General features: G+C 71.7%; 24 protein-coding genes. 7 read left to right on the top strand and 17 right to left on the bottom strand.

The genetic code is table 11. The features are described from left to right. Window positions 1-35: 35 nt before the first annotated feature. Complete coding sequence (locus COA07_RS08460) at window positions 36-551, bottom strand: YciE/YciF ferroxidase family protein (RefSeq protein ID WP_066709191.1); 516 nt, start codon at window positions 549-551, stop codon at window positions 36-38. 164 nt (window positions 552-715) lie between these two features. Between COA07_RS08460 and nusB the strand changes: the two genes are divergently transcribed. After that, window positions 716-1171 carry a transcription antitermination factor NusB gene (nusB, locus tag COA07_RS08455; protein ID WP_066709194.1) on the top strand — a complete coding sequence of 152 codons (456 nt, stop codon included), beginning with the start codon at window positions 716-718 and terminating at the stop codon, window positions 1169-1171. Between the two features lie 5 nt (window positions 1172-1176). Further along, window positions 1177-1353 (top strand): DUF4169 family protein, encoded by a 177-nt coding sequence (locus COA07_RS08450; protein ID WP_083956793.1) that lies wholly within the window; start codon window positions 1177-1179, stop codon window positions 1351-1353. 18 nt (window positions 1354-1371) lie between these two features. On the opposite strand, the gene hemA is transcribed toward COA07_RS08450, so the two are convergent. Continuing rightward, window positions 1372-2613 (bottom strand): 5-aminolevulinate synthase, encoded by a 1242-nt coding sequence (gene hemA, locus COA07_RS08445; RefSeq protein WP_066709203.1) that lies wholly within the window; start codon window positions 2611-2613, stop codon window positions 1372-1374. A gap of 97 nt (window positions 2614-2710) precedes the next feature. After that, window positions 2711-3505, bottom strand: a complete 795-nt coding sequence (gene murI / locus COA07_RS08440; RefSeq protein ID WP_066709206.1) for a glutamate racemase — start codon at window positions 3503-3505, stop codon at window positions 2711-2713. A 129-nt stretch (window positions 3506-3634) separates the two neighbouring features. On the opposite strand from murI, the gene plsY reads away from it, so the two are divergent. From plsY to topA, 4 genes are all read left to right on the top strand, one after another. Then, complete coding sequence (gene plsY, locus COA07_RS08435; RefSeq protein ID WP_066709209.1) at window positions 3635-4258, top strand: glycerol-3-phosphate 1-O-acyltransferase PlsY; 624 nt, start codon at window positions 3635-3637, stop codon at window positions 4256-4258. Further along, window positions 4251-5327 carry a DNA-processing protein DprA gene (gene dprA, locus COA07_RS08430; protein WP_066709212.1) on the top strand — a complete coding sequence of 359 codons (1077 nt, stop codon included), beginning with the start codon at window positions 4251-4253 and terminating at the stop codon, window positions 5325-5327. Before plsY ends, dprA begins: the two co-directional genes overlap by 8 nt. Next, complete coding sequence (locus COA07_RS08425; RefSeq protein WP_066709214.1) at window positions 5321-5695, top strand: hypothetical protein; 375 nt, start codon at window positions 5321-5323, stop codon at window positions 5693-5695. Before dprA ends, COA07_RS08425 begins: the two co-directional genes overlap by 7 nt. Window positions 5696-5768: 73 nt before the next feature. Continuing rightward, window positions 5769-8318, top strand: a complete 2550-nt coding sequence (gene topA, locus COA07_RS08420; protein ID WP_066709216.1) for a type I DNA topoisomerase — start codon at window positions 5769-5771, stop codon at window positions 8316-8318. Window positions 8319-8336: 18 nt separating this feature from the next. Here topA and COA07_RS08415 read toward each other — a convergent pair whose 3' ends face one another. Continuing rightward, on the bottom strand, window positions 8337-9671 hold the full coding sequence (locus tag COA07_RS08415; RefSeq protein ID WP_066709218.1) for a dihydroorotase: 1335 nt from the start codon (window positions 9669-9671) through the stop codon (window positions 8337-8339). 56 nt (window positions 9672-9727) lie between these two features. Here COA07_RS08415 and ygfZ point away from each other — a divergent pair, with 56 nt between their 5' ends. After that, window positions 9728-10462 carry a CAF17-like 4Fe-4S cluster assembly/insertion protein YgfZ gene (gene ygfZ / locus COA07_RS08410; RefSeq protein ID WP_066709220.1) on the top strand — a complete coding sequence of 245 codons (735 nt, stop codon included), beginning with the start codon at window positions 9728-9730 and terminating at the stop codon, window positions 10460-10462. A 194-nt stretch (window positions 10463-10656) separates the two neighbouring features. Here the strand turns inward: ygfZ and COA07_RS08405 are convergent, their stop codons facing one another. The 13 genes from COA07_RS08405 to COA07_RS08350 form a co-directional block, all read right to left on the bottom strand. Next, entirely contained in the window at window positions 10657-11778 is a 1122-nt protein-coding gene (locus COA07_RS08405) for an OmpA family protein (RefSeq protein WP_066709231.1), read from the bottom strand. Window positions 11779-11907: 129 nt separating this feature from the next. Further along, complete coding sequence (locus COA07_RS08400) at window positions 11908-12408, bottom strand: DUF2793 domain-containing protein (protein WP_066709225.1); 501 nt, start codon at window positions 12406-12408, stop codon at window positions 11908-11910. A gap of 11 nt (window positions 12409-12419) precedes the next feature. Continuing rightward, window positions 12420-14546 carry a GTA baseplate fiber-binding domain-containing protein gene (locus tag COA07_RS08395; protein ID WP_066709228.1) on the bottom strand — a complete coding sequence of 709 codons (2127 nt, stop codon included), beginning with the start codon at window positions 14544-14546 and terminating at the stop codon, window positions 12420-12422. A gap of 1 nt (window position 14547) precedes the next feature. Further along, a complete protein-coding gene (locus COA07_RS08390) occupies window positions 14548-14946 on the bottom strand; it encodes a hypothetical protein (protein ID WP_096640793.1) in 399 nt (132 codons plus the stop codon). Next, entirely contained in the window at window positions 14943-15764 is an 822-nt protein-coding gene (locus COA07_RS08385; RefSeq protein WP_096640791.1) for a DUF2163 domain-containing protein, read from the bottom strand. The genes COA07_RS08390 and COA07_RS08385 overlap by 4 nt, the downstream gene beginning before the upstream one ends. After that, window positions 15761-18034 carry a DUF2460 domain-containing protein gene (locus COA07_RS08380; protein WP_066713350.1) on the bottom strand — a complete coding sequence of 758 codons (2274 nt, stop codon included), beginning with the start codon at window positions 18032-18034 and terminating at the stop codon, window positions 15761-15763. Before COA07_RS08380 ends, COA07_RS08385 begins: the two co-directional genes overlap by 4 nt. Next, entirely contained in the window at window positions 18034-18615 is a 582-nt protein-coding gene (locus COA07_RS08375) for a tail tape measure protein (protein ID WP_096640789.1), read from the bottom strand. The genes COA07_RS08380 and COA07_RS08375 overlap by 1 nt, the downstream gene beginning before the upstream one ends. Next, window positions 18608-18811, bottom strand: coding sequence for a phage tail assembly chaperone (locus COA07_RS08370; RefSeq protein WP_066713819.1), 204 nt, complete (start codon window positions 18809-18811; stop codon window positions 18608-18610). Before COA07_RS08370 ends, COA07_RS08375 begins: the two co-directional genes overlap by 8 nt. 5 nt (window positions 18812-18816) lie before the next feature. Beyond that, a complete protein-coding gene (locus COA07_RS08365; protein ID WP_066713822.1) occupies window positions 18817-19131 on the bottom strand; it encodes a gene transfer agent family protein in 315 nt (104 codons plus the stop codon). Further along, a complete protein-coding gene (locus COA07_RS08360; protein ID WP_066713824.1) occupies window positions 19128-19535 on the bottom strand; it encodes a phage major tail protein, TP901-1 family in 408 nt (135 codons plus the stop codon). The genes COA07_RS08365 and COA07_RS08360 overlap by 4 nt, the downstream gene beginning before the upstream one ends. Before the next feature lie 2 nt (window positions 19536-19537). After that, a complete protein-coding gene (gene gp17, locus COA07_RS08355) occupies window positions 19538-19930 on the bottom strand; it encodes a tail completion protein gp17 (RefSeq protein ID WP_245842069.1) in 393 nt (130 codons plus the stop codon). After that, window positions 19927-20103 carry a hypothetical protein gene (locus COA07_RS18255; RefSeq protein WP_169924227.1) on the bottom strand — a complete coding sequence of 59 codons (177 nt, stop codon included), beginning with the start codon at window positions 20101-20103 and terminating at the stop codon, window positions 19927-19929. The genes gp17 and COA07_RS18255 overlap by 4 nt, the downstream gene beginning before the upstream one ends. Continuing rightward, on the bottom strand, window positions 20100-20615 hold the full coding sequence (locus COA07_RS08350) for a head-tail connector protein (RefSeq protein ID WP_066712940.1): 516 nt from the start codon (window positions 20613-20615) through the stop codon (window positions 20100-20102). The genes COA07_RS18255 and COA07_RS08350 overlap by 4 nt, the downstream gene beginning before the upstream one ends. Between the last annotated feature and the right edge of the window lie 25 nt (window positions 20616-20640).

Raw genomic sequence — 20640 nt, 5'->3', positions numbered from 1 at the left:
AAAAGGGGCGCCAGGTCGGGCGCCCCTCCGCTCCGTCAGGCGGTGGCCAATTCCGCGTCGGCGTTGGCCTTGCTTTCGGCCAGCGTCGTCAATTTGTCGTCGGTGGCCTTTTCTTCCGCGAGCGTTTCCTCGAGCAGCCCGGCGACCTGCGTATGGCCCAGCTGGCGCGCCCAGGCGATCAGCGTGCCGTAGCGCGTGATCTCGTAATGCTCGACCGCCTGCGCCGCCGCGATCAGCGCCGCGTCCAGCACGGCCTTGTCGGCGACCTCGCCGGCGACTTCGTTGGCTTCCTTGATGATGCCGTCGATCGCCGGGCACTTCACCGCCTTGGCCTTTTCGCCCAGCGCCTCGAACGCCTGCTCCAGGCGCGCGATCTGCCCTTCGGTTTCGCGCAGGTGCGTCTCGAACCCCTGTTTCAGCTCGGGCGACGTCGCCTTGTCGATCATCTTGGGCAGCGCCTTGGTGATCTGGTTCTCCGCATAATAGATGTCCTGCAGCTGATGCAGGAACAGGTCGTGGAGCGTTTCGATATCCTTGGTGAACAGTCCCATGTCTGCTCTCCTCTGCTATCCGGTGGTCATGCGATGGCGCCCGCAAGTGGCGGACCGTGAACGAACGGATGCCGCACGCCGACGTTGCCGGAAAACTGCCTGATACGGATCAACACGCCGCGCGGGGGTGACGAACGCGCGCGACCGGCGTACAGCGCGCGCCCATGTCCCGAACCGCTGCCCGATCCAAGAGCCGCGCCGCCGCGCGCCTCGCCGCCGTCCAGGCGCTGTACCAGCACGAGATGGAAGGCACCGCGATCCCCGCGCTGCTCCACGAATTCCATCACCATCGGCTGGGCGCCGTCATCGAGGACGTCGAATATGCCGAGGCCGACGTCCAGTTCTTCGACGATATCGTCACCGGCGCGCACGCGCGGCTGGGCGAGATCGACCGGCTGATCGCGGAGAAGCTGGCCAGCGGCTGGACGCTGGAGCGGCTGGACCGCCCGATGAAGGCGATCCTGCGCGCGGGCACGTGGGAATTGCTGGCGCGTGCCGACGTGCCGGTCGGCGCGGTGATCACCGAATATGTCGATGTGGCCCACGCCTTCTACGAACGGCGCGAGGCGGGGTTCGTCAACGGCCTGCTCGACGGTATCGCCAAGCAGGTGCGCGGCTGACCGCGATGGCGGACGTGGTCAACCTGAACCGCGCCCGCAAGGCGAAGGCGCGCGCCGCCGCGACGGTGCAGGCGGCGGCGAATCGCGCCGCCTTCGGCCGCACGAAGGCGCAGAAACAGGCCCATGCGCGGGAGCGTGCGCACCACGACGCTGCACTGGACGGCGTGCGGCGCGAGGAGTGATCCGTCGCGCCGCCGCGATCAGGCGGCGATGCGCAGCTCCAGCCGGCCCCAGATTTCGACCAGCGCGTCGGTCAGTTCGCGCATCATCGCCTCGTCATGCGCCGGGCCGGGGGTGAAGCGAAGCCGCTCGGTCCCGCGCGGCACGGTCGGATAATTGATCGGCTGCACGTACACGCCATATTCGGCCAGCAGGATGTCGCTGATCTTCTTGGCCTTCACCGGGTCGCCGACCATCACCGGGACGATATGCGTCTCGCCGATCATCACCGGCAGGCCGGCATCGCGCATCATCGCCTTCAGCGTGGCGGCGGCGGCCTGCTGCCCCTCGCGCTCGACGCTCGACTGCTTCAGGTGGCGGACGCTGGCCAGCACGCCCGCGACCAGCACCGGCGATAAGGAGGTGGTGAAGATGAAGCCGGGTGCATAGCTGCGGATGACGTCCACGATCGTGCGGTCCGCGGCGATATAGCCGCCCATCACCCCGAACGCCTTGCCCAGCGTTCCTTCGATGATCGTCAGCCGGTGCGCGACGCCGTCACGTTCCGAGATGCCGCCGCCGCGCGCGCCGTACATGCCGACGGCATGGACCTCGTCCAGATAGGTCAGCGCGTTATACTTGTCCGCCAGGTCGCAGATCGCGGCGATCGGGGCGACATCGCCCTCCATCGAATAGACGCTTTCGAACGCGATCAGCTTGGGCGTGGCGGGATCGTCGGCAGCGAGCAGTTCCTCGAGATGCGCCAGGTCGTTGTGGCGGAACACGCGCTTCTCGCAGCCCGCGTTGCGGATGCCCGCGATCATCGAGGCGTGGTTCAGCTCGTCCGAATAGATGATGCAGCCCGGCAGCACCTTGGCCAGCGTCGACAGCGTCGCCTCGTTCGAGACATAGCCCGACGTGAACAGCAGCGCCGCCTGCTTGCCGTGCAGGTCGGCCAGCTCGCCTTCCAGGTCAACATGGTAATGCGTGTTGCCGCCGATGTTGCGCGTGCCGCCCGAACCGGCGCCGACATCGTGCAGCGCCTCTTCCATCGCGGCGATCACCTTGGGGTGCTGCCCCATCGCGAGATAGTCGTTCGAACACCACACCGTGATCGGCTTCGGCCCGTTATGCCCGGCGAAGCAGCGCGCATTGGGGAACATCCCCTTGTTGCGCAGGATGTCGATGAACACGCGATAGCGGCCCTCCGCATGGAGCCGGTCGATCGCCTGGGTGAACACGCGCGAGTAATCCACGGCGCGCGTATCGCTATCGCTGGTCATGGGCCGTACCCCTACTCCCCTCTCCATCGCCTGACCAGTCGGCATCCTTGGTCTCTCTGATCGAACGGCTAGGACAAATTGTCCCACCCCGCGCGGGTTATAGCAACTCCGTCTTGCCGAAATCTCTCTGCGCCAGCGTCGCGGCGATCCGCGATTCGCGCTCGCCCCCGGCGGTGAACACCAGGGTGCCGGGCGCGGCGCGGTCGGGCCACGACTGTCCCTGCGTCAGGTGCGCGATGCGCAGCGCGATTCCCGGGCCGCCATCGACGAACCGCACGCCGGGCGCGACCGCCGCCAGTTGCGCCGCCAGCAGCGGAAAATGCGTGCAGGCGTTGACGATCACGTCGATGCGGTCGCCGCCCGGCTGCGCGAACAGCCCGTCCAGTTCGCGCGCCACCGCCGCCTCCGGCGCGACCTTGCCGGCCAGTTCCGCCTCCGCCAGCGTCACCAGCCCCGCCGATCCGTGGCGTAGCACCGTGCAATCCGCCGCGAACCGCGCCGCCAGGTCGTCGACATAGGGCTGGCGCACGGTCGCCTCGGTGCCCAGCACGCCGATCACGCGCGTCGCGCTCATCGCGGCGGCGGGCTTGATCGCCGGGACGGTGCCGACCACCGGCACGTCCAGCGCAGCGCGCACCGCCGGCAACGCGATCGTCGAGGCGGTGTTGCACGCGATCACCGCCAGCCGCGGGCGATACCGCTCGACCAGCCGTCCCAGCAGCGCGGGGACGCGCGCCGCGATCTCCGCCTCGCTGCGGATGCCATAGGGGAAGAACGCCGAATCGGCGGCATAGACGATCGGCGCGGTCGGCAGCAGCGCGCGCGTCGGCGCCACCACCGACAGGCCGCCGACACCGGAATCGAAGAACAGGATCGGGCGCGCATCGCTCATCCTGCCCCGCTTAGGTGACGTGCCGGCGCCCGGCAATCAGATGACGCAAATCTGGGCATGGCATCGCCGCGCGCTTTTCGCTAGAAGCGGGACAAAAGGGGATCAACGCTGACCAACGCCATCGTCTGGATGCCGCCCGTCGCGGCGCTGCTCGGCGGTTATCTGCTGGGTTCGATCCCGTTCGGCGTGCTGCTGACGCGCGCGTTCGGCGCGGGCGACCTCAGGCAGATCGGCTCGGGCAATATCGGCGCCACCAACGTGCTGCGCACCGGGCGCAAGGGGCTGGCCGCGGCCACGCTGCTGCTCGACATGGGCAAGGGGCTGGCGGCGGTGCTGCTGGCGGCCTGGCTGTTGCCCGGCAACGCCGCGCTGGCCGCCGCGGGCGCATTCGTCGGCCATTGCTATCCGGTGTGGCTGTGGTTCCGCGGCGGAAAGGGTGTGGCGACGCTGATGGGCATCGCGCTGGGCCTGTGGTGGCCGCTGGGGCTGGTGTTCGCCGCGCTGTGGCTGGGGCTGCTCGCCGCGACACGCATCTCCTCGCTGGCGGGGATGACCGCGGCGATCGGCACGCCGGTGGCCGCCGCGATGCTGGGGCGGTTCGACATCGTCCCGCTGCTGATGGCGCTCGCCGGGATCGTCCTGTGGAAGCATCGCGCCAATGTCGCGCGGCTGATCGACGGGACCGAGCCGCGCGTCGGCGCGAAGACGGCGGCGCCTGCGGACCGTCCGGCGGAGAGCGGCGCGGGTGAGTGACGCGCTGGCACGGCTGCGGTTGATTCGCACGCCGTCGATCGGGCCGGTCACCTATCGCCAGTTGATCGCGCGGTTCGGCACCGCCGCCGCCGCGATCGATGCGCTGCCCGATCTGGCACGGCGCGGCGGCGGTCGCGCCCCGATGGTCCCGCCGGTGGCGCTGGCCGAACGGGAAAGCGCGCTGCTCTCGCGGATCGGCGCACGCCATCTGTTCCTGGGCGATACCGACTATCCGCGCCTGCTGGCCGAAAGCGACAATCCCCCGGCGGTGCTGACCGCGCGCGGCGACCTGTCGCTGGCGGCGCGGCTGCCCGTCGCGATGGTCGGCGCGCGTAACGCCTCCGCCGCGGCCTGCCGCTTCGCGCGGCAGATCGCGCACGCGCTGTCGTCACGCGGCGCGACGGTCGTGTCGGGGCTGGCCCGCGGGATCGACACCGCCGCACACGAAGGCGCACTGCCCGCGACGATCGGCGTGATCGCGGGCGGGATCGACGTGGTCTATCCGCCGGAGAATGCCGCGGTGCAGGAACGGGTCGCGCAGGAAGGACTGCTGATCGCCGAGATGCCGCCGGGCACGGAACCGCGCGCGCGCCATTTCCCGCACCGCAACCGCATCATCGCGGGCCTGTCGCTGGGGACATTGGTGGTGGAGGCAGCGCCGCGCTCCGGCTCGCTCATCACCGCGCGGCTGGCGGGCGAGGCGGGTCGGGAGGTGATGGCGGTGCCCGGCCACCCGCTCGATCCGCGCGCGCACGGCTGCAACGCGCTGATCCGCGACGGGGCGACGCTGATCCAGAGCGCCGACGACGTGCTGGAACAGATCCGCCCGATCGACGCCCGCGCGGCGGTCCATGCGCCCGCCGCGCCCTGGCGGCCATCCCCGCCTGAGGATGCCAGCGATGCCGAGCGCCGTCGGGTAGAGGGCCTGCTCGCCTCCGTCGCGGTGGGCGTGGACGACATCGTCCGCCAGTCCGGGCTGTCGCCCGCGATCGTGCAGATGGTGCTGCTGGAACTCGAACTCGCCGGCCGGCTGGAGCGCCATGCCGGTGGAAGGGTAAGCCTGTGCTGAACGACGCCGACGTGCCACGCTGGGTCGCGCGCTGGTTCCGCGGTGCGGCGCTCTATGGCACGATCGCCCTGCTCGCCAGCCTGCTCGCCTCGCCCGCCGGCGGCGCGGCGCCGCAACTGCCGCCGCTGGCCTTTGCCTTCACCGCGCTGGCGTTCCAGATCGTCTTCTGGATCGTCGGCGGCGATCCCGTCCGCTATCATCCGGTCATGCTGGCGGGCGTCGCGGAGAAACTGGCGTTCGGCGTTCCCGCGTTGTGGCTGGTGGCGACCGGCGGCGCCGATCGCGCCGTCGCGCCGTTCGCGATCATCGACCTCGTGCTCGGCGCCGGCTTCCTGCTGGCGTGGCGCGCCACCCCCGACCGGCGCTGAGCCGCGGGGTTGACGCCTCCCGACGCTTCCCTCCACCCTCGCGCGTATACGTGAGGCTTCCTAGCTAGGCACAATGCAACTCGTCATCGTCGAATCGCCCGCCAAGGCGAAAACCATCGAAAAGTATCTCGGCCCGGATTACCGCGTCCTCGCCAGCTACGGCCATATCCGCGACCTGCCCGCGAAGGACGGGTCGGTGAATCCCGATGAGGGGTTCGCGATGGAGTGGGAAAACTACGCCGACAAGGCCAAGCAGCTGAAGGCGATCGCCGACGAGGCGAAGAAGGCGGACCGCCTGATCCTGGCCACCGACCCCGATCGCGAGGGGGAGGCGATTTCGTGGCACGTCCAGGAAGTGCTGGCCAAGCGCAAGGCGCTGCCCCGCGACGTCCAGCGCGTCACCTTCAACGCCATCACCAAGCCCGCGGTGACGCAGGCGATGGCGAACCCGCGCGATCTGGATACCGACCTGATCGACGCCTATCGCGCGCGCCGCGCGCTCGACTATCTGGTCGGCTTCACGCTGTCGCCGGTGCTGTGGCGCAAGCTGCCGGGCGCCAAGTCGGCGGGCCGCGTCCAGTCCGTCGCGCTGCGCCTGATCGTCGACCGCGAGCGTGAGATCGAGGCGTTCCGCGCCCAGGAATATTGGTCCGTCACCGCCGCGATGGAGCAGGACGGCACGCCCTTCACCACCCGGCTGGTGCAGTGGAACGGGCAGAAGCTCGACCGGCTGTCGATCGGCAACGAGGGCGACGCGCTGAAGGCGAAGGCGGATGTCGAGGCGGGGCGCTTCTCGGTCCAGTCGGTCGATACCCGCCCGGCGACGCGCAACCCGCCGCCGCCCTTCACCACCTCGACGCTGCAGCAGGAGGCGGCGCGCAAGCTCGGCTTCTCCGCCGATCACACGATGCGGATCGCGCAGCAACTCTACGAGGATGGCGCGATCACCTATATGCGGACCGACGGCGTGCAGATGGACGGCAGCGCCATCTCCGCCGCGCGCGCCGCGATCGCCAACCGCTATGACGGCGGCTACGTCCCCGACAAGCCGCGCCAGTATCAGAGCAAGGCGAAGAACGCGCAGGAAGCGCACGAGGCGATCCGCCCGACCGATTTCGCCAAGGACCGCGTCGGGTCGGGCGACCATGCGCGCCTCTACGATCTGGTGTGGAAACGCGCGATGGCCTCGCAGATGGCGTCGGCGCGGATGGAGCGTACCACGGTCGAGCTGGCCGACGGCACCGGCCGCCACGTGCTGCGCGCCACCGGTCAGGTGGTGCTGTTCCCCGGCTATCTCGCGCTCTACGAAGAGGGGCAGGACGACAGCCAGGACGAGGATGCAAAGCGTCTGCCGCGCCTGCGCGAGGGCGATGCCCCGGCGAAGAAGGACGTGGCAGCCGAACAGCATTTCACCCAGCCGCCGCCGCGCTTCTCCGAGGCATCGCTGGTCAAGCGGATGGAGGAGCTGGGGATCGGCCGCCCGTCCACTTATGCCTCGATCATCAAGACGCTGAAGGACCGCACCTATGTGCGGGTCGAGAAGAACCGCTTCTTCGCGGAGGAGAGCGGGCGGCTGGTGACGGCGTTCCTCGAACGCTTCTTCGAACGCTATGTCGGCTATGACTACACCGCCGAGCTGGAAGAGGAGCTGGACGACGTGTCCGGCGGCCGTGCGCAATGGCAGGACGTGCTCGCCGCCTTCTGGCGCGATTTCAAGCCGCGCACGTCCGAGGTGATGGAGCAGAAGCCGAGCGAGGTGACCGCCGCGCTCGATCAGTTCCTGGCGCCCTATCTGTTCCCCGAAAAGGCCGACGGATCGGACCCGCGGCTGTGCCCCGCGTGCGGCGCGGGGCAGCTGGCGCTGCGCGGCGGCCGGTTCGGCGCGTTTATCGCGTGCAGCAACTATCCCGAATGCAAGTTCACGCGCCGCTTCGCGCAGGGCGGCGAGGCCGCGGGCGAGGACACCGGCCCGGAGCAGCTGGGCCATGATCCCGAAACCGGCCTGCCGGTGGAGCGCAAGTCGGGGCGCTTCGGCCCCTATATCCAGCTGGGCGAGGGCAAGGACGCCAAACGCGCCTCGATCCCCAAGGATATCGGCGAGCTGGATCTGGAGATGGCGCTCAAGCTCCTCCACCTGCCGCGCACGATCGGCCAGCACCCCGAAACCGGCAAGGACATCGCCGCCAGCATCGGGCGCTACGGCCCCTATCTGGTCCATGACGGCAAATACGCGCGCCTGTCCTCGACCGCCGAGGTGTTCGAGACCGGGATGAACGCCGCGGTGGTCAAGCTGGCCGAGGCCGCCGCCGGTGGCGGACGCCCCGCGCGCGGCGCGGCGCGCGCACCGCTCAAGGTGCTCGGTGCGCATCCGCGGACGGAGGCGGAGCTGCGGCTGATGGAGGGGCGCTACGGCCCCTATGTCACCGACGGCACGACCAACGCGACGCTGCCCAAGACGGTCACCCCCGATCAACTGACGCTGGAGGAAGCTGCGCAGTTGATCGACGCCCGCGCCGCCGCCGCCCCCGCCAAGCCGAAGAAGAAGGCGCCCGCGAAAAAGGCCGCGGCGAAGAAGCCCGCCGCCAAAAAGCCTGCGGCGAAGAAGGCCGCAGCGAAGGAATAGGCTGGAGCCCGGCGGCCGTTACCGGCCGCCGGGGAACTCGGTCGCCTCGAACCGGATCGGCGCGCCCTGCGGCGCATCGCCCAGCGTGTCCTCCCACATCGCGACATGCCCGCGCACGATCGTGCCGACCGGCTTGCCGGTCAGCGTCATGCCCGTGAACGGCGACCAGCCCGCGCGCGAGGCGAGCCAGGCATCCTCGATCGTCCAGCGCTTCTTCAGGTCGACGATCGTGAAATCGGCGTCATAGCCGCAGGCGATCCGCCCCTTGCCCACCAGCCCGAAGATCCGCTGCGCCCCCGCGCTGGTCAGCTCGATCACGCGCTGCAACGACAGGCGGCCGTTGGCGGCATGGTCCAGCAGCAGCGGCAGCAGCGTCTGCACCCCCGGCATCCCGCTGGGGCTGGCGGGATAGGGCTTGGCCTTCTCCTCCAGCGTGTGCGGCGCATGGTCCGAACCGATCACGTCCGGCACCCCGCGCGCCAGCCAGTGCCACAGGCCGTCGCGATGCGCGCCCGACCGGATCGGCGGGTTCATCTGCGCCAGCGTGCCCAGCCGCGGATAGGCTTCTTCGCCCGCCAGCGTCAGATGCTGCGGCGTCACCTCGCACGTGGCGATATCCTTGTTGCGGCCCAGCAGTTCCAGTTCCGCCGGGGTGGTGACGTGCAACACATGGATGCGCCGCCGCGCCGCGCGCGCCAGCCGCAGGATGCGCTGCGTCGCCAGCAGCGCGCTTTCGTCGTCGCGCCATACCGGGTGCGACGCGGCGTCGCCGGTGATCCGCTCGCCGGCCCGCGCGTTCATCCGGTCCTCGTCCTCGGCATGGATGGCGACGCGCCGCTGCCCGTGGGCCAGCACCTCGGCCAGCCGCGCATCCTCGCTGACCAGCAGGTCGCCGGTCGATGCGCCCATGAAGATCTTGACCCCCGCGGTGCCCGGCAGCCGCTCCAGCTCGGTCAGGTCGCGCGCATTGTGGTTGGTGGCGCCGACATAGAAGGCGTGGTCGCACCACATCCGCCCCTTGGCGCGCGCCAGCTTGTCGGCGATCGCCTCGGCCGAATCGGTATTGGGCTTGGTGTTCGGCATCTCGAACACCGCCACGACGCCGCCGCGCACCGCTGCCTCGCTGCCCGACGCGAGGTCTTCCTTGTGCTCCAGCCCCGGCTCGCGGAAATGCACCTGCGTGTCGATGACGCCCGGCAGGATATCCAGCCCGGTACAGTCGATCGTGCGCCCGGCATCGCCACGCGCCCCGATCTCCACGATGCGCCCGCCGGTGACGCCGATATCGGCCGTGACCGGGCCGCCGGGGGTGTGCACCGTGCCGCCGCGCAGCAGAAGATCGTAGCTCGCCATCACCCGTCGCCTCGTCCGCTCTTTCGTCCTGTCGTCCGTCCCCCTACCTTGCGGACATGGACGATACCACCCCGGGAACCATGCTGGCCGACCGCACCCTGCTGCGGCTGTCGGGCGACGATGTGCGCGGCTTTCTGCAAGGGCTGCTGACCAACGACGTGGCCGGCGCGCTGCCGGTCTGGGCGGGGCTGCTGACGCCGCAGGGCAAGGCGCTGTTCGACATGATCGTGTGGAGCGACGGCGACGACATCCTTCTCGATGTCGAGCGCGACCAGGCCGAGGCGCTGGCGCGGCGGCTGGCGATGTATCGCCTCCGCCGCGCGATCACGATCGCGCCGGACGATACGCTGGCGGTTCACTGGTCGCCGGATGCGATGGCCGGCGCCGCCCCCGACCCGCGGCTTGCGGCGCTGGGCTGGCGCTGGATCGCCCCGCCCGGACCGGCGGCGGCGGGGTGGCACGCGCACCGCCTGGCGCTGGGCGTGGCGGAAGGCGCGGCCGAGCTGGGAAGCGGCGAAACCTTGTGGCTGGAGGCGAATGCGCGCGAGCTGAACGGCGTCAGCTTCACCAAGGGCTGCTACGTCGGGCAGGAGAATACCGCCCGGATGCATCACCGGGCGAAGGTGAACCGGCGGCTGTTCGTCGCGCCGAACGACGACGGCGACACACGCCGCCGCACCACTTACCCCGATCGGGGTGTGATGGTCACGCTGCGCCGGGTCGAGACGCCCGGCGATGCCACCATCCCGGAATGGTTGGCGCCGCATCTGGATTCGGGAAGCGACGGCTGACGGGCCGGCGCGCAAGCGACGCCGTCACATCGGTTCGTCGGAGCTGACGCCCAACCCCGCGGTCACCGCACGATCCACGCGCGTGACGCCAAGGCGCCCCCGCGACCTCTTCCACATCGTCCCATGAACAGCACAAAGAAAAAGGGAGGCCGGCAACTGCCGACCTCCCCAATTCTTTCGCCGAAGCGATCGCCTTACTGGCCCGAACCCGGACCGTAGGTGATCTCCACGCGACGGTTCTGCACTTCGCGCACACCGTCGGCGGTTTCGACGCGCAGGCGGGTCTCGCCGAACGCTTCGGTGGTCATCACGCCGTCCGGGATACCCTTCGAAGCGAGATAGGCCTTCACCGAGTCCGCGCGACGCTGCGACAGGCCCAGGTTGTACTTCGCGGTACCCGACGTGTCGGTGTAGCCGGCCAGCATGACCTGCGCGTTCTGGCAGTTCTGGTACTGCGTCACGGCGTTGTCGAGGATCGACGCGGCTTCCGGGGTGACGTCCGACTTGTTCCACTCGAAGAACACGATGAACGGACCCGGCGAGCAGACCACTTCCGGCGGCGGAGGCGGCGGCGGGGGCGGAGGCGGAGGCGGCGGGGGCGGCGGCGGGGGCGGCGGAGCCGCTTCCGGTGCGCCGAAGTTGTAGGTCACGCCACCCAGCAGCGAGTGCGAGCGGAAGCGACCATCGTACGCGCTGCCGCGCTGGTCGAACAGGTTGACGTTGTCCGCGTTGAAGAAGCGATACTTCAGCGAGACGTCGACATGGTCGCTCAGCGGCGCGCGGATGCCCGCCAGGGCCTGCCACGCGAACACGGTGTCCGAATCGTCGATCAGACGATACGACTGACGCGGATCCAGCGTCGCCTTGACGCGGGCGACACCGGCACCACCGCCGACGAAGCCCTGCAGACCATCGTCCGCACCGAAGTCGAGCAGGCCGTTGACCATGAAGCTCAGCGCCGAGGTACGGCCACCGAAATAGTCATAGGTGCCGGCAGCGAGCTGGGTCGTGCCGCTGTTCGGCGTCTGGCCGGTGTTACGGTAGCCATCGACGGTCGCCGAACGATAGCCGACTTCGGTTTCGAGGCGGAACGCGCCGAAATCGTAGCCGATGACGCCATCGACGTCATAGCCGTAATCGTGGTCGACGGTGCCGGTGCCCGACCGCGAGGCGGCCGTACCGGTGATCGAATAGTCGATGTCCTCGACAATCATCGCACCGCCTTCAACGCCGACATACCACGCCTTGTCGCGCGCGAGCGCGGGCGTGGCGAGGGCGGTGGAGGCAAGCGCCATGATCATGGCAAGCTTACGCATCATAATCCCCTTTCCATGGTGTCACTACGGACAGCGCAAACTCACTATCCGAACGATGGTTTCCCGACAAGCTGACAAAAACCCGGCACTGTTGCGCAACTGCCACAGCTGCAAGGGCGGCGGACGGGCTCAGCGCGCGATCATTCCATGGGTGCGGAGCGCCTCCAGGATCGCCATGATCGCGGTGCGGGCTGGCGCATCGACGGTGTCGCCGGCCGCGGGATCGGCGATCGCCGGACGCTGCGCGCCGACGACCGGCGTCCCGTCGATCACCACCCGCGCGGCGCGCACCACCCCATTCTCCCATCCCGCGGCGGTGCGGGTGGCGACCATCTGCTGCCCGGCATCCCACACGCGCCAGCCCGGCCGGGTCGCCACGAATCGCCATCCGCCATCGGTCCAGCCCGCCAGCATCCCGGCATGGCCGGTCCATGCCCCCTGCGGCGCATCGCCGACGATCCACGCATCGCCGGTCGCGGGATCGGCGGGGGGCGTCTGCGTGCCGATTCCCCTGACCACCGCCTGCACCGCCAGGTCCAGCATCGCCAGCGCCTCGTTATGGGTGCGCTCCTTCTGTGCCTGTCCCGCCTCCATCATCGGCATCAGCAACCGCGTGCTCGTCGCTTCCATCGCTTGTCTCCTCAAAGGCTTAGGGTCGCGGGCGGCGAGAGGGCGTAGGTTCCCTGTTGCTGAACCGCCACGGTGACCGCACCTGCGGGAACCTCCGCCGCGGTCAGCACCAGTTGCGGTGCGTCGCTGGCCCATGTCGCGATCGTTGCGCCGCTCCGATCCGCCAGCGCGATGCGATAGCCTTCGCGTTCCTCGCCCAGCGGCGCGTCCTCGCCATCCCGCCAACGCCAGCCCAGCCGGCTGCGGCGCGTCCATGCCAGCCGCAACCCGCCGTCCGCGTCGCGCATCGCGCGCAACTGCACCGGCGGCGGCGGTGCGCAGGACCGTCCATCGATCGCCACGCTCGCCATCGCCGCCTGCGCACCATCGCCCACGCCCGCGGCGGCGATCCGGACGCTGTCGCCCGCTGCCGCGCCCGCCAGCGGCACCGGCAGCACCGCGGCACGTTCGATCAACACGAATCGCGTACCGCCGGGATGTGCGGCTGGGGTGGTGCCACGACATCCGCGCCACCAGCCGCTCAACCGCCAGCGGGTCGCATCGACCGGCACCGCATCGCGGAACTGGATCAGTTCGTCGCCGATCAGCGCCAGGTTCGAACCCCGGTCGATCGCCGCAGCATCGGCGGAGGCCAGCGTCATCCCCTCATGCGCCAGCACCACCTCGATCGTGCGTGCGCGGTCCTCGATTGCGCCGCTGCCCGCCGGCAGAGCGGTCGCCAGCCGGCCGAGTGTCGCCGGAGCGGCGGTAGCGCCGATCGCGGTCCAAGACGCGCCGCCGTCGCGGCTGACCGTCACCGCCGCATGTCGCCAGCCCGGCGCCTCGCCAGCGGCGAAGATCGCGAGGCGCGGTTCGGTGACCGGCGCCTCGTCCAGCGGCGGCAGTTCAGCGATCTCGATCCGCGTCGCGCCGATCCGCGTATCGGGCGCGGCCACCACCCGCCCCGGATCGGCCGGCGGCGGCGGCAACGCCGCGCCCGTCCCCAGCGGGGTCAGGTCCAGCGTAACCCGCCACCCCTCCACCGCCGCGCGCGTCACGCGCCACAGCGCCCCGTCACTTTCCACCGCGGTTCCCGGCGCGATCGCGATCGCGGTCGCGTCCAGCACCGCCGTGCGCGACCGCCGCGACCGCTCGCGTGCGCGGATCATCTCGTCGGCGACCTGCCGCGCACGTGCCGCGTCGAGCGCGACCGGCAATTCGACCGCTTCCTCGCGCCACCCGCCGCCGGTGCCGCGCGCCTGCTGCACGCCGATCTGGTAATCGCGCGCCGGGTCGTAATGCGACAGCGACAGCGTGGCGGGCACTGCCTCGACCGGCAGGCGCGCCTCGCGCAGCGCTGCATCGGGATCCAGCACCAGCGGCGCGCCGGTCGCGCGGTCGATCCGCGTCGCCGCGCCGTCGGGCACCATCCACGCACCCGTCATCGTCGCCAGCGCGGCGACCGCGCCCGCCACGCTGTCGCCGCTGGCGGCATAGCCCGCGACCGGATCGTCCGGACCCGCCCCGGTGATCGCGCCCTCGCCCAGCGCGCGCATCACGTCCCCGGCGCGCGGCGGCACGGCATCGCCGATCACCTCGAAGGTGAGCGAGGGGATGCGGTTGCCGAAATCCGCCAGCGCCAGTTCCTCGAACACCGCATAGGCGATGCCGCGATGCGCGGGCGCGTCCGCCTCATGGCTGGCGATCAGCGGATCGGGCGCCTGATCCTCGCTGCCGTCGTGCAGGCGGAAGCCGGTCTGCGTCTTCCAGTCGCCCGCCGCCCCGCGCAGCAGCTTGCCGTCGGCCCAGATCCGCCCCACCCCCGCGACCGGCCGCGCCGACAGTGCCACCGCGAACGACGCGGCATAGCTGTAGCTGGTCGTGACCGGCTGCCCCTTGCCCGCGCGCCCGTCGTGCCGCGTCTCGATCAGCTCGGTCGACCAGATCACGCACCCCGCGACCCGCATCGTCCCGAACACCCTGGGGATGGCGGTGCCGTAGGAGGAGGTCTGCACCTTCAGATCGGTCAGCCGCGGCCCCTGCCGCCCGCGCGGCGCCAGCACCGCACGGTCGACCCGCTGGCCCAGCAGCCCGCCGATCGCCGCCCCTACCGGCCCGCCGATCGCGCCGCCCACCGCCGTCAGTACCAGCGTCGCCATCTCATCCCTCCCCCTCGTCCAGCCGCCACGCCGCGATCACCGGCCATGGCGGCACCCCCGGCCGCGCCACCACGCGCCCCGCGCCGGCATCGGCGTGGACGATCCCGTCCGCGGTGCGGATCGCCAGATGCAGCTGCGTCGCCGCGACGCGCAGCAGCAGCACGTCGCCCGGCGCCTCGCCCGCGCACGGCACCGCCCCCGCCGGCATGGCGCCCGCCGGCAGGACGGCGCAGCGCAGCGCATAGTCGCGCGGCAACCGCACGTCCGGGCGCACCGCCGCGACCGCCACCGCCACCACCCCGACGCAATCCAGCCCCAGCGCCGGATCGCGACCCTGCGGGCGAAACCGCGCGCCCACCGTCGCCAGCGCCGCCGCCGCGACGCGCTCACCCGGCGTCATGTGCCGGGATAGCGGGTCAACAGGTCGATTCCCGGCAGATACGGTTCGCCCCGGAAATTGGCGGCATTGCCGAACCGCGCGGCGCAGGTGGCGATGCGCCGGTCGCATCCCTCGCTCACCTCCACCAGCGTACCCGCCTCGATCGCGAAGGGCGGCGCCATGCGCAGCGTCACCTCGGCGCCCGCCGACCGCGCGATCGCGCTGCGCAGCCCGGTGTTGGCGCCCCCGAACCAGCGCAGCACGCCTTCGCCCCAGCCGTTGTCTGAGGGCTCGGCGCGGTCCAGCGTCACCACCTCCCCCGCCGCCGCGACGACGCGCGCGAACTGCCGCCGTCCCGCCATCGCGACGCGGCACCGCCGGTCGCCCAGCGAGGCGCGGCACGCCGGCGACGTCGCCTCGGTCACCGGCCCCTCCAGCCGCGCGGTCGCGCCGCGCAGGTCGGCGGCGAACGCCCCGTCCTGCCACGACACCTCGCCGATCCGCCCCTCGCCCAGCGCGATCGGCGCCGCCGCCAGATCGTCCCAGTCGATCGCGACGGTCACCACCCGCGCGGCATCCCATCGCCCCGCCGCCAGATCGCGCGCGGTAATCGCCGCGACGTCCAGCGCGCCGCGCGCGGTCATCGTATCGGGGTCGGCGCCCTCGGCGCGCTCGATCGCCGACGGGGTCATCCCCGGCGCCGCGCGATAGCGCACCCCCGCCACGGTCAGGTCGCGGTCGTGATCGGTCAGCGCCACGGTAACGCCGTCGGATCGCTCGATCCGCCAGCACAGCGCCAGCGTCGTCACCCGATCCGGCTGGCTCGCCCCCGCGCTCATGCCTCGCGCACCTCGATCAGCGGCACGCTAGGCGCCGCGCCGGCCAGATGCGTCGCGCGCGACACGGTCAGCTCGTCCTCGGCGAAGCGCACCGGCACGTCGAAATCGAACGCCGCGGTCACCGCCGCGCCCGCCGGCGGTGCGGCATCCAGCGTCACCATGCCCCCCGCCGCCAGCGTGAAGGCCTGGGTCGGCTGCCCGTCGATCGCGATGCGCACCGTGCCGGTCACCGGGCGCGTGATCCGCCGCACCGCCGCGCCGTAATGACGGACCAGCGCGAAGCCACGCGTCGTCCCGTCGCCGGTCCCGATCCGCTCGTCACTCGCGCGCCAGTCGAACGGATCGCGCAGGCGGAACCCGCGTGCCGGGCCATGCCGCGCGCGGAAAAACGCCAGCAGCGCCGCGACATCCGCCTCGCTGCGCACCCCCGGCCCCACATCGTACCGGGTGCGCGCCTGCGCCCAGGCGACCTGCCGCGTCTCGCGCCCGCCGCCGCTGGTGGTGACGCTGGTGGAGAAGGTCGGCGTCACCTCCGCCTCGCGCCCCAGCGCCAGCGGGAACGCCACGTCGTCGAACGCCTCCACCCCGTCCTCCCCATCCTGCCAATATGTCAGCCCGTCGCGCATCACCTGCGGCAGCGCCCACAGATAGGTACCGCGCACCCCGCGCCGCTGCGCCACCTGCGCCGCCGCCACGATCCGATCCCACTGCGCGCGGTCCTGCGGGTTCAGCACAAAGCCCGCGAAATATTCCTGCGCCGCCGGCGGATAGCCCAGCCGCGCGGTCGCCGCCGCGGCGCCCGCCGCGCTCGACGCGGTATCGCCCGCCGTGACCCAGTCGTAATCCTCCAGTTGGAGCACATCGAACGCCGGCGCGGCCCAGCCGACCGGCAGGTTCATGCGCTTCGCCTCCGGCGCGGCGGCGTCCAGCACCGTCGGCAGATAGGCGAGCAGATAGGTGACGCACCCCGGCTGCGCCGCGCGCGCCGCCGCCGTCAGCGCCGCGGTGGACGCCGCCAGCACCGCGCCCGCACGGTCCAGCGTCGCGCGCTGCGCCGCGTCCAGCGACGCGCGCAGATCGGGAATCGCCGCCGGCGCGATCGCCGCCACCGCGTTTGCATCGTACAAGCACGGATGCGCGACCGCGCCGGGCGTGACCCACCACCACGGCTCGCCCACCTGGAAATACGGCGCCAGTCCCGCCGCCGCGCCGATCGCCAGGAACGCCGCCGCCACCGCGCGCAGATAGTCCATCGCAGCGTCGCTGGCGGGCGACAGCAATGTCGACGGCGGCACCCAGCCGGTCAGCGCCGGACTGCCGTCGGCCGCGCGCTGCTTCCACGCCGCCGGGCAATGCGCGTCGAACAATTCGTAGGACAGCGACCAGATCAGGTCGTAGCCCAGTCCACGTGCGCGCCGCGCGAAGTCGCCGTGCCACGCCGCGCACGCCGCGTTCAGCGCGCCCCCCGCCAGCGTCACCGCACCGCCCCCGGCGTCCAGCCGGAAATAATGGCTCATCCCCACATAATGGACGATCGCCCCGCGATACCCCAGGTGCAGCGCGTTGCGCAGCAGCCGCTGCGGCGTCAGGTGATAGCTGTCGTCATAGCCGCTCGCGATGCGCAGGTCGTGTTCGGGCACCACCACGTCGCCGATCGCCAGAACCGCCCCCGATCCGGTGCACGCGATCCCGCCCAGCTCCGCCCAGCCCTCCACCGGCGCCGGCAAGGCGCCACCGCCCTGCTCGTCATATCCCGGCGCGACCAGCGACACGAACATCCGCTCGACGTCACCCGCCCACACCGGATCCGCCTCGTCCGGCAACGCGAACCCGCCGTCCAGCGCCGCGAAGTCCAGCGTCACCCGCGCATCGGTCGGCGTGCCTTCCGCATAATTCCACAACCGCACGTACCAGGCGCGCGGCTGCCCGGCGGCATCGCGCCCCTCGATCGTCAGCACCGGCCCGTCGACCGCGTCCAGCGCCAGCACGCCGGCCGATCGCCAGCGGAACGAGAGCCGGCACGCGCGGTAATCCCGCGCCTCCTCATACGCCAGTAACGGATGGTCGTGCCGGTCGGCACTCTCCCAGATCAGCCCGGCCAGATCGTCCCGGCGATAGAAGACCGCATCGACGCGCACCGTATCGGGTGCGGGCGTCGTCACCGCCGCCATCATCGGGCGCGGAAAGTTGACCGTCCAGAACGCGGGGTCGAACCGCTGGATGAACCCGCCCGCCTGTTCGGCGCGCTGCGTTGCCAGCCAATGCCCCATCACGCCTCCTCCGTCAGCGCGGCCCGCACCGCGCGCGCCACCTGGCGGCTGGATCGCGCCAGGGCAGCGGGCGCAGGCGTGTCGCCGGCGCGGATCGTGATCGCGACACGCACGTCGCGCCCGCCGCCGCCCGCGCCGCTGGCGGGGATCACCCGTCCGCTGCTGGTCGGCACGAACAGTTCCGGCCCGCGCTCTCCCACCCAATAGGGTCGCGCCGGGCTGACCGGCCCGCCGGTCGCGCGCCCCGGCAGGCCCAGCAGCCCGACCAGCGACGCGACCAGCCCGCCGCCGCTGCCCCCGTTGCCGCCGCCGCCACCGCCGACGATGCTGCCGATTCCGTTGCGCACTGCCGCCGCGGCGATCTCCGCCAGCACCGACAGCGCGACCGCCTTCAGATCGTCGAACCCCAGCTTGCCCGTGCGCACCGCGCGCATCAGCGCGGTCTCCACCGCGCGGCCCGCGCGATCGGCGCCGGCGGCGAACGGCCCCTCCAGCGTCTGGCGCATCGTGTCGACGTCGCGCGCGAACCCGGCGGTGTCGGCGCGCACGCCGATCACCAGCCGCTCGATCTCCTCATCCATCGGGAAATGCCTCCTGCAATCGGGCGATCAGCGCCGCATCGGGCGGCGGCATCGCCATGTCGGGCGCGCCGGCCTCCACCAGCGCCGCCAGTTCGGCGGGGGTCGCGCGCCAGAAATCGTCGGGGCGCCATCCGAACGCGATCCCCGCCAGCCCCGCCAGCCGCACCGCCACCACGGCGAAGCGCGGGTCCGCCATGTCGCTCACCGCCCCGCCAGCACCTGCCGCAACAGCAGCTTCAGCGCCGGGGTGGCGCCCGCGATGCCGCCGGCCACCACCGCCTCGCCCAGCGTCTCGCGGGTCAGCGCGGGTGGCGCATCGTGGCGGCAATGCCAGAACAGCGCGACCAGCTCCGCCAGCCTGAGGTCGCCGCGCGCCGCCCGCTCGACCAGTGCGAACAGCGGCCCCAGTTCCTCCTCCGCCGCCACCAGCGCGGCGAAGCTGGGGCGCAGCACCAGCGGTTCACCCGCGACGCGGATGCTCGCCTCGCCGCGCGCGGCGTTCGCGGGGGCGCTCATGCGCTCGCTACCGCGCCGCTGCTCTCCAGCGCGATCGTGTAGCTGCGCTCGCCGTTGTAATCCCCGGCATAGTCCAGCCGCGTGACCAGGAACCTGCCCGTCATCGCCTCGCCGCTTTCGAACGTCAGGCGATAATCGTCGAGCGTGCCCGCCAGCGCGCTCGCCTTCACGCGCGTTTCCGCCGCCGATCCGGTGAAGACGCCCGCCGCCGATACGCTGACCGACCGGACGCCCGCCCCCGACAGCAGTTCGCGCCACCCGCCCGAATCCTTGCTGGTGATCGCCACCGCCTCGCCGTTGATCGACAGCTGCGTCGTGCGCAGCCCCGCCACCGTCCGGTACGCCACCGGGTTGCCGCCATCGCCCACCTTCAACAGGAACGCGCTGCCCTTTTCCGCCGCCATCGTCAGTCCTCCTGTTCCAGCATCCGCACCCGCACGTCGACCATCGCGGCCCAGCGTGCCGTTCCCTCGCCCAGCACCGCGCAGCGCACCGGCACGACCGTCACCACCCGCCATCCCGGCAGGTCGCGCGGCAGCGCCAGCAACGCCGCCTCCACCGCGCCCGCGATCCCCTCGATCCGGGCCGGCTGCGCGTGCTCGTCGCGCACCGTCACGCCGACGCGCGCCTCGCGCCCGGCGCGGTCCTTGGTGCTCCAGTCGGTGGTCGCGATGTCGCGCAGCGTGACGTGCGGCACCGCCGCCGCCTTCGCACCCGCGCCGTCCGCCACGCGCTGCACCCCCGCCACGGTGCGCAGCTGCGCCAGCACCGCCGCGCGCAGGGTCGCCGCCGCGCTCATGCGCGCCACCACGTCAGCCGCGGGTCGTCGACCCACCGCCGCACCAGCCCGCGCGCGCTGACGGTGACGCCGTCCGCGCCTTCCTCCACCCGCGCATCGGGCAGCAGGTCGCGCACCCGCGCCGCGATGCGCCCGCGCGCCGCCGCGACGCGCCGCTCCACTGCCGGCGTCATGCGCGCACCCCCGGGATCAGCGCGATGCGCCGGAACGGCCGCCACAGCGCGGTCACCGCCGCGGGCACCGGGGTCGTCGCACCGCGATCGGCGAACAGATGCGCCGCCAGCATCGCCACCCCCTGCCGCAATCCGGCGGGCAATCCGTCCCAGTCGGCGGCGATCCCGGCGGTGAAGGTGACGCGCGCCGCCGCCGCCATCCGCACCCATCCGCGACCGTCGCCATCGATGTCGATCGTCATGTCCGGCGCCGCCTGGATCGCGCGCACCGGCACCGCGGGCAGCATCTGCCACGCCGCGCCCGCCGGCATGTCGGCAGCGGCCTCGCGCGCGATCAGCACCTGCCCGGTGACCTGTTCGGCCAACCCGATCGCGGTGTCCGCCAGTGCGCCGATCAGCGCATCGTCCTCCGCCAGTCCGGCGCGCAGTTCCGCCTTCACCGCCGCCACCGCGGCGGCACGATCGGCGGGGCCCAGCGTCACCGCGCCCGGCCCGCCCGTGATGATGGCCATCCCCATCCCCCTCGCTTTGCGTTGC

It is taken from the genome of Sphingomonas adhaesiva (genome assembly GCF_002374855.1).
GTDB lineage: Bacteria > Pseudomonadota > Alphaproteobacteria > Sphingomonadales > Sphingomonadaceae > Sphingomonas > Sphingomonas adhaesiva.
The sequence above is the reverse complement of the archived record's forward strand: the minus strand, read 5'-3'. Positions and strand labels throughout refer to the sequence as shown.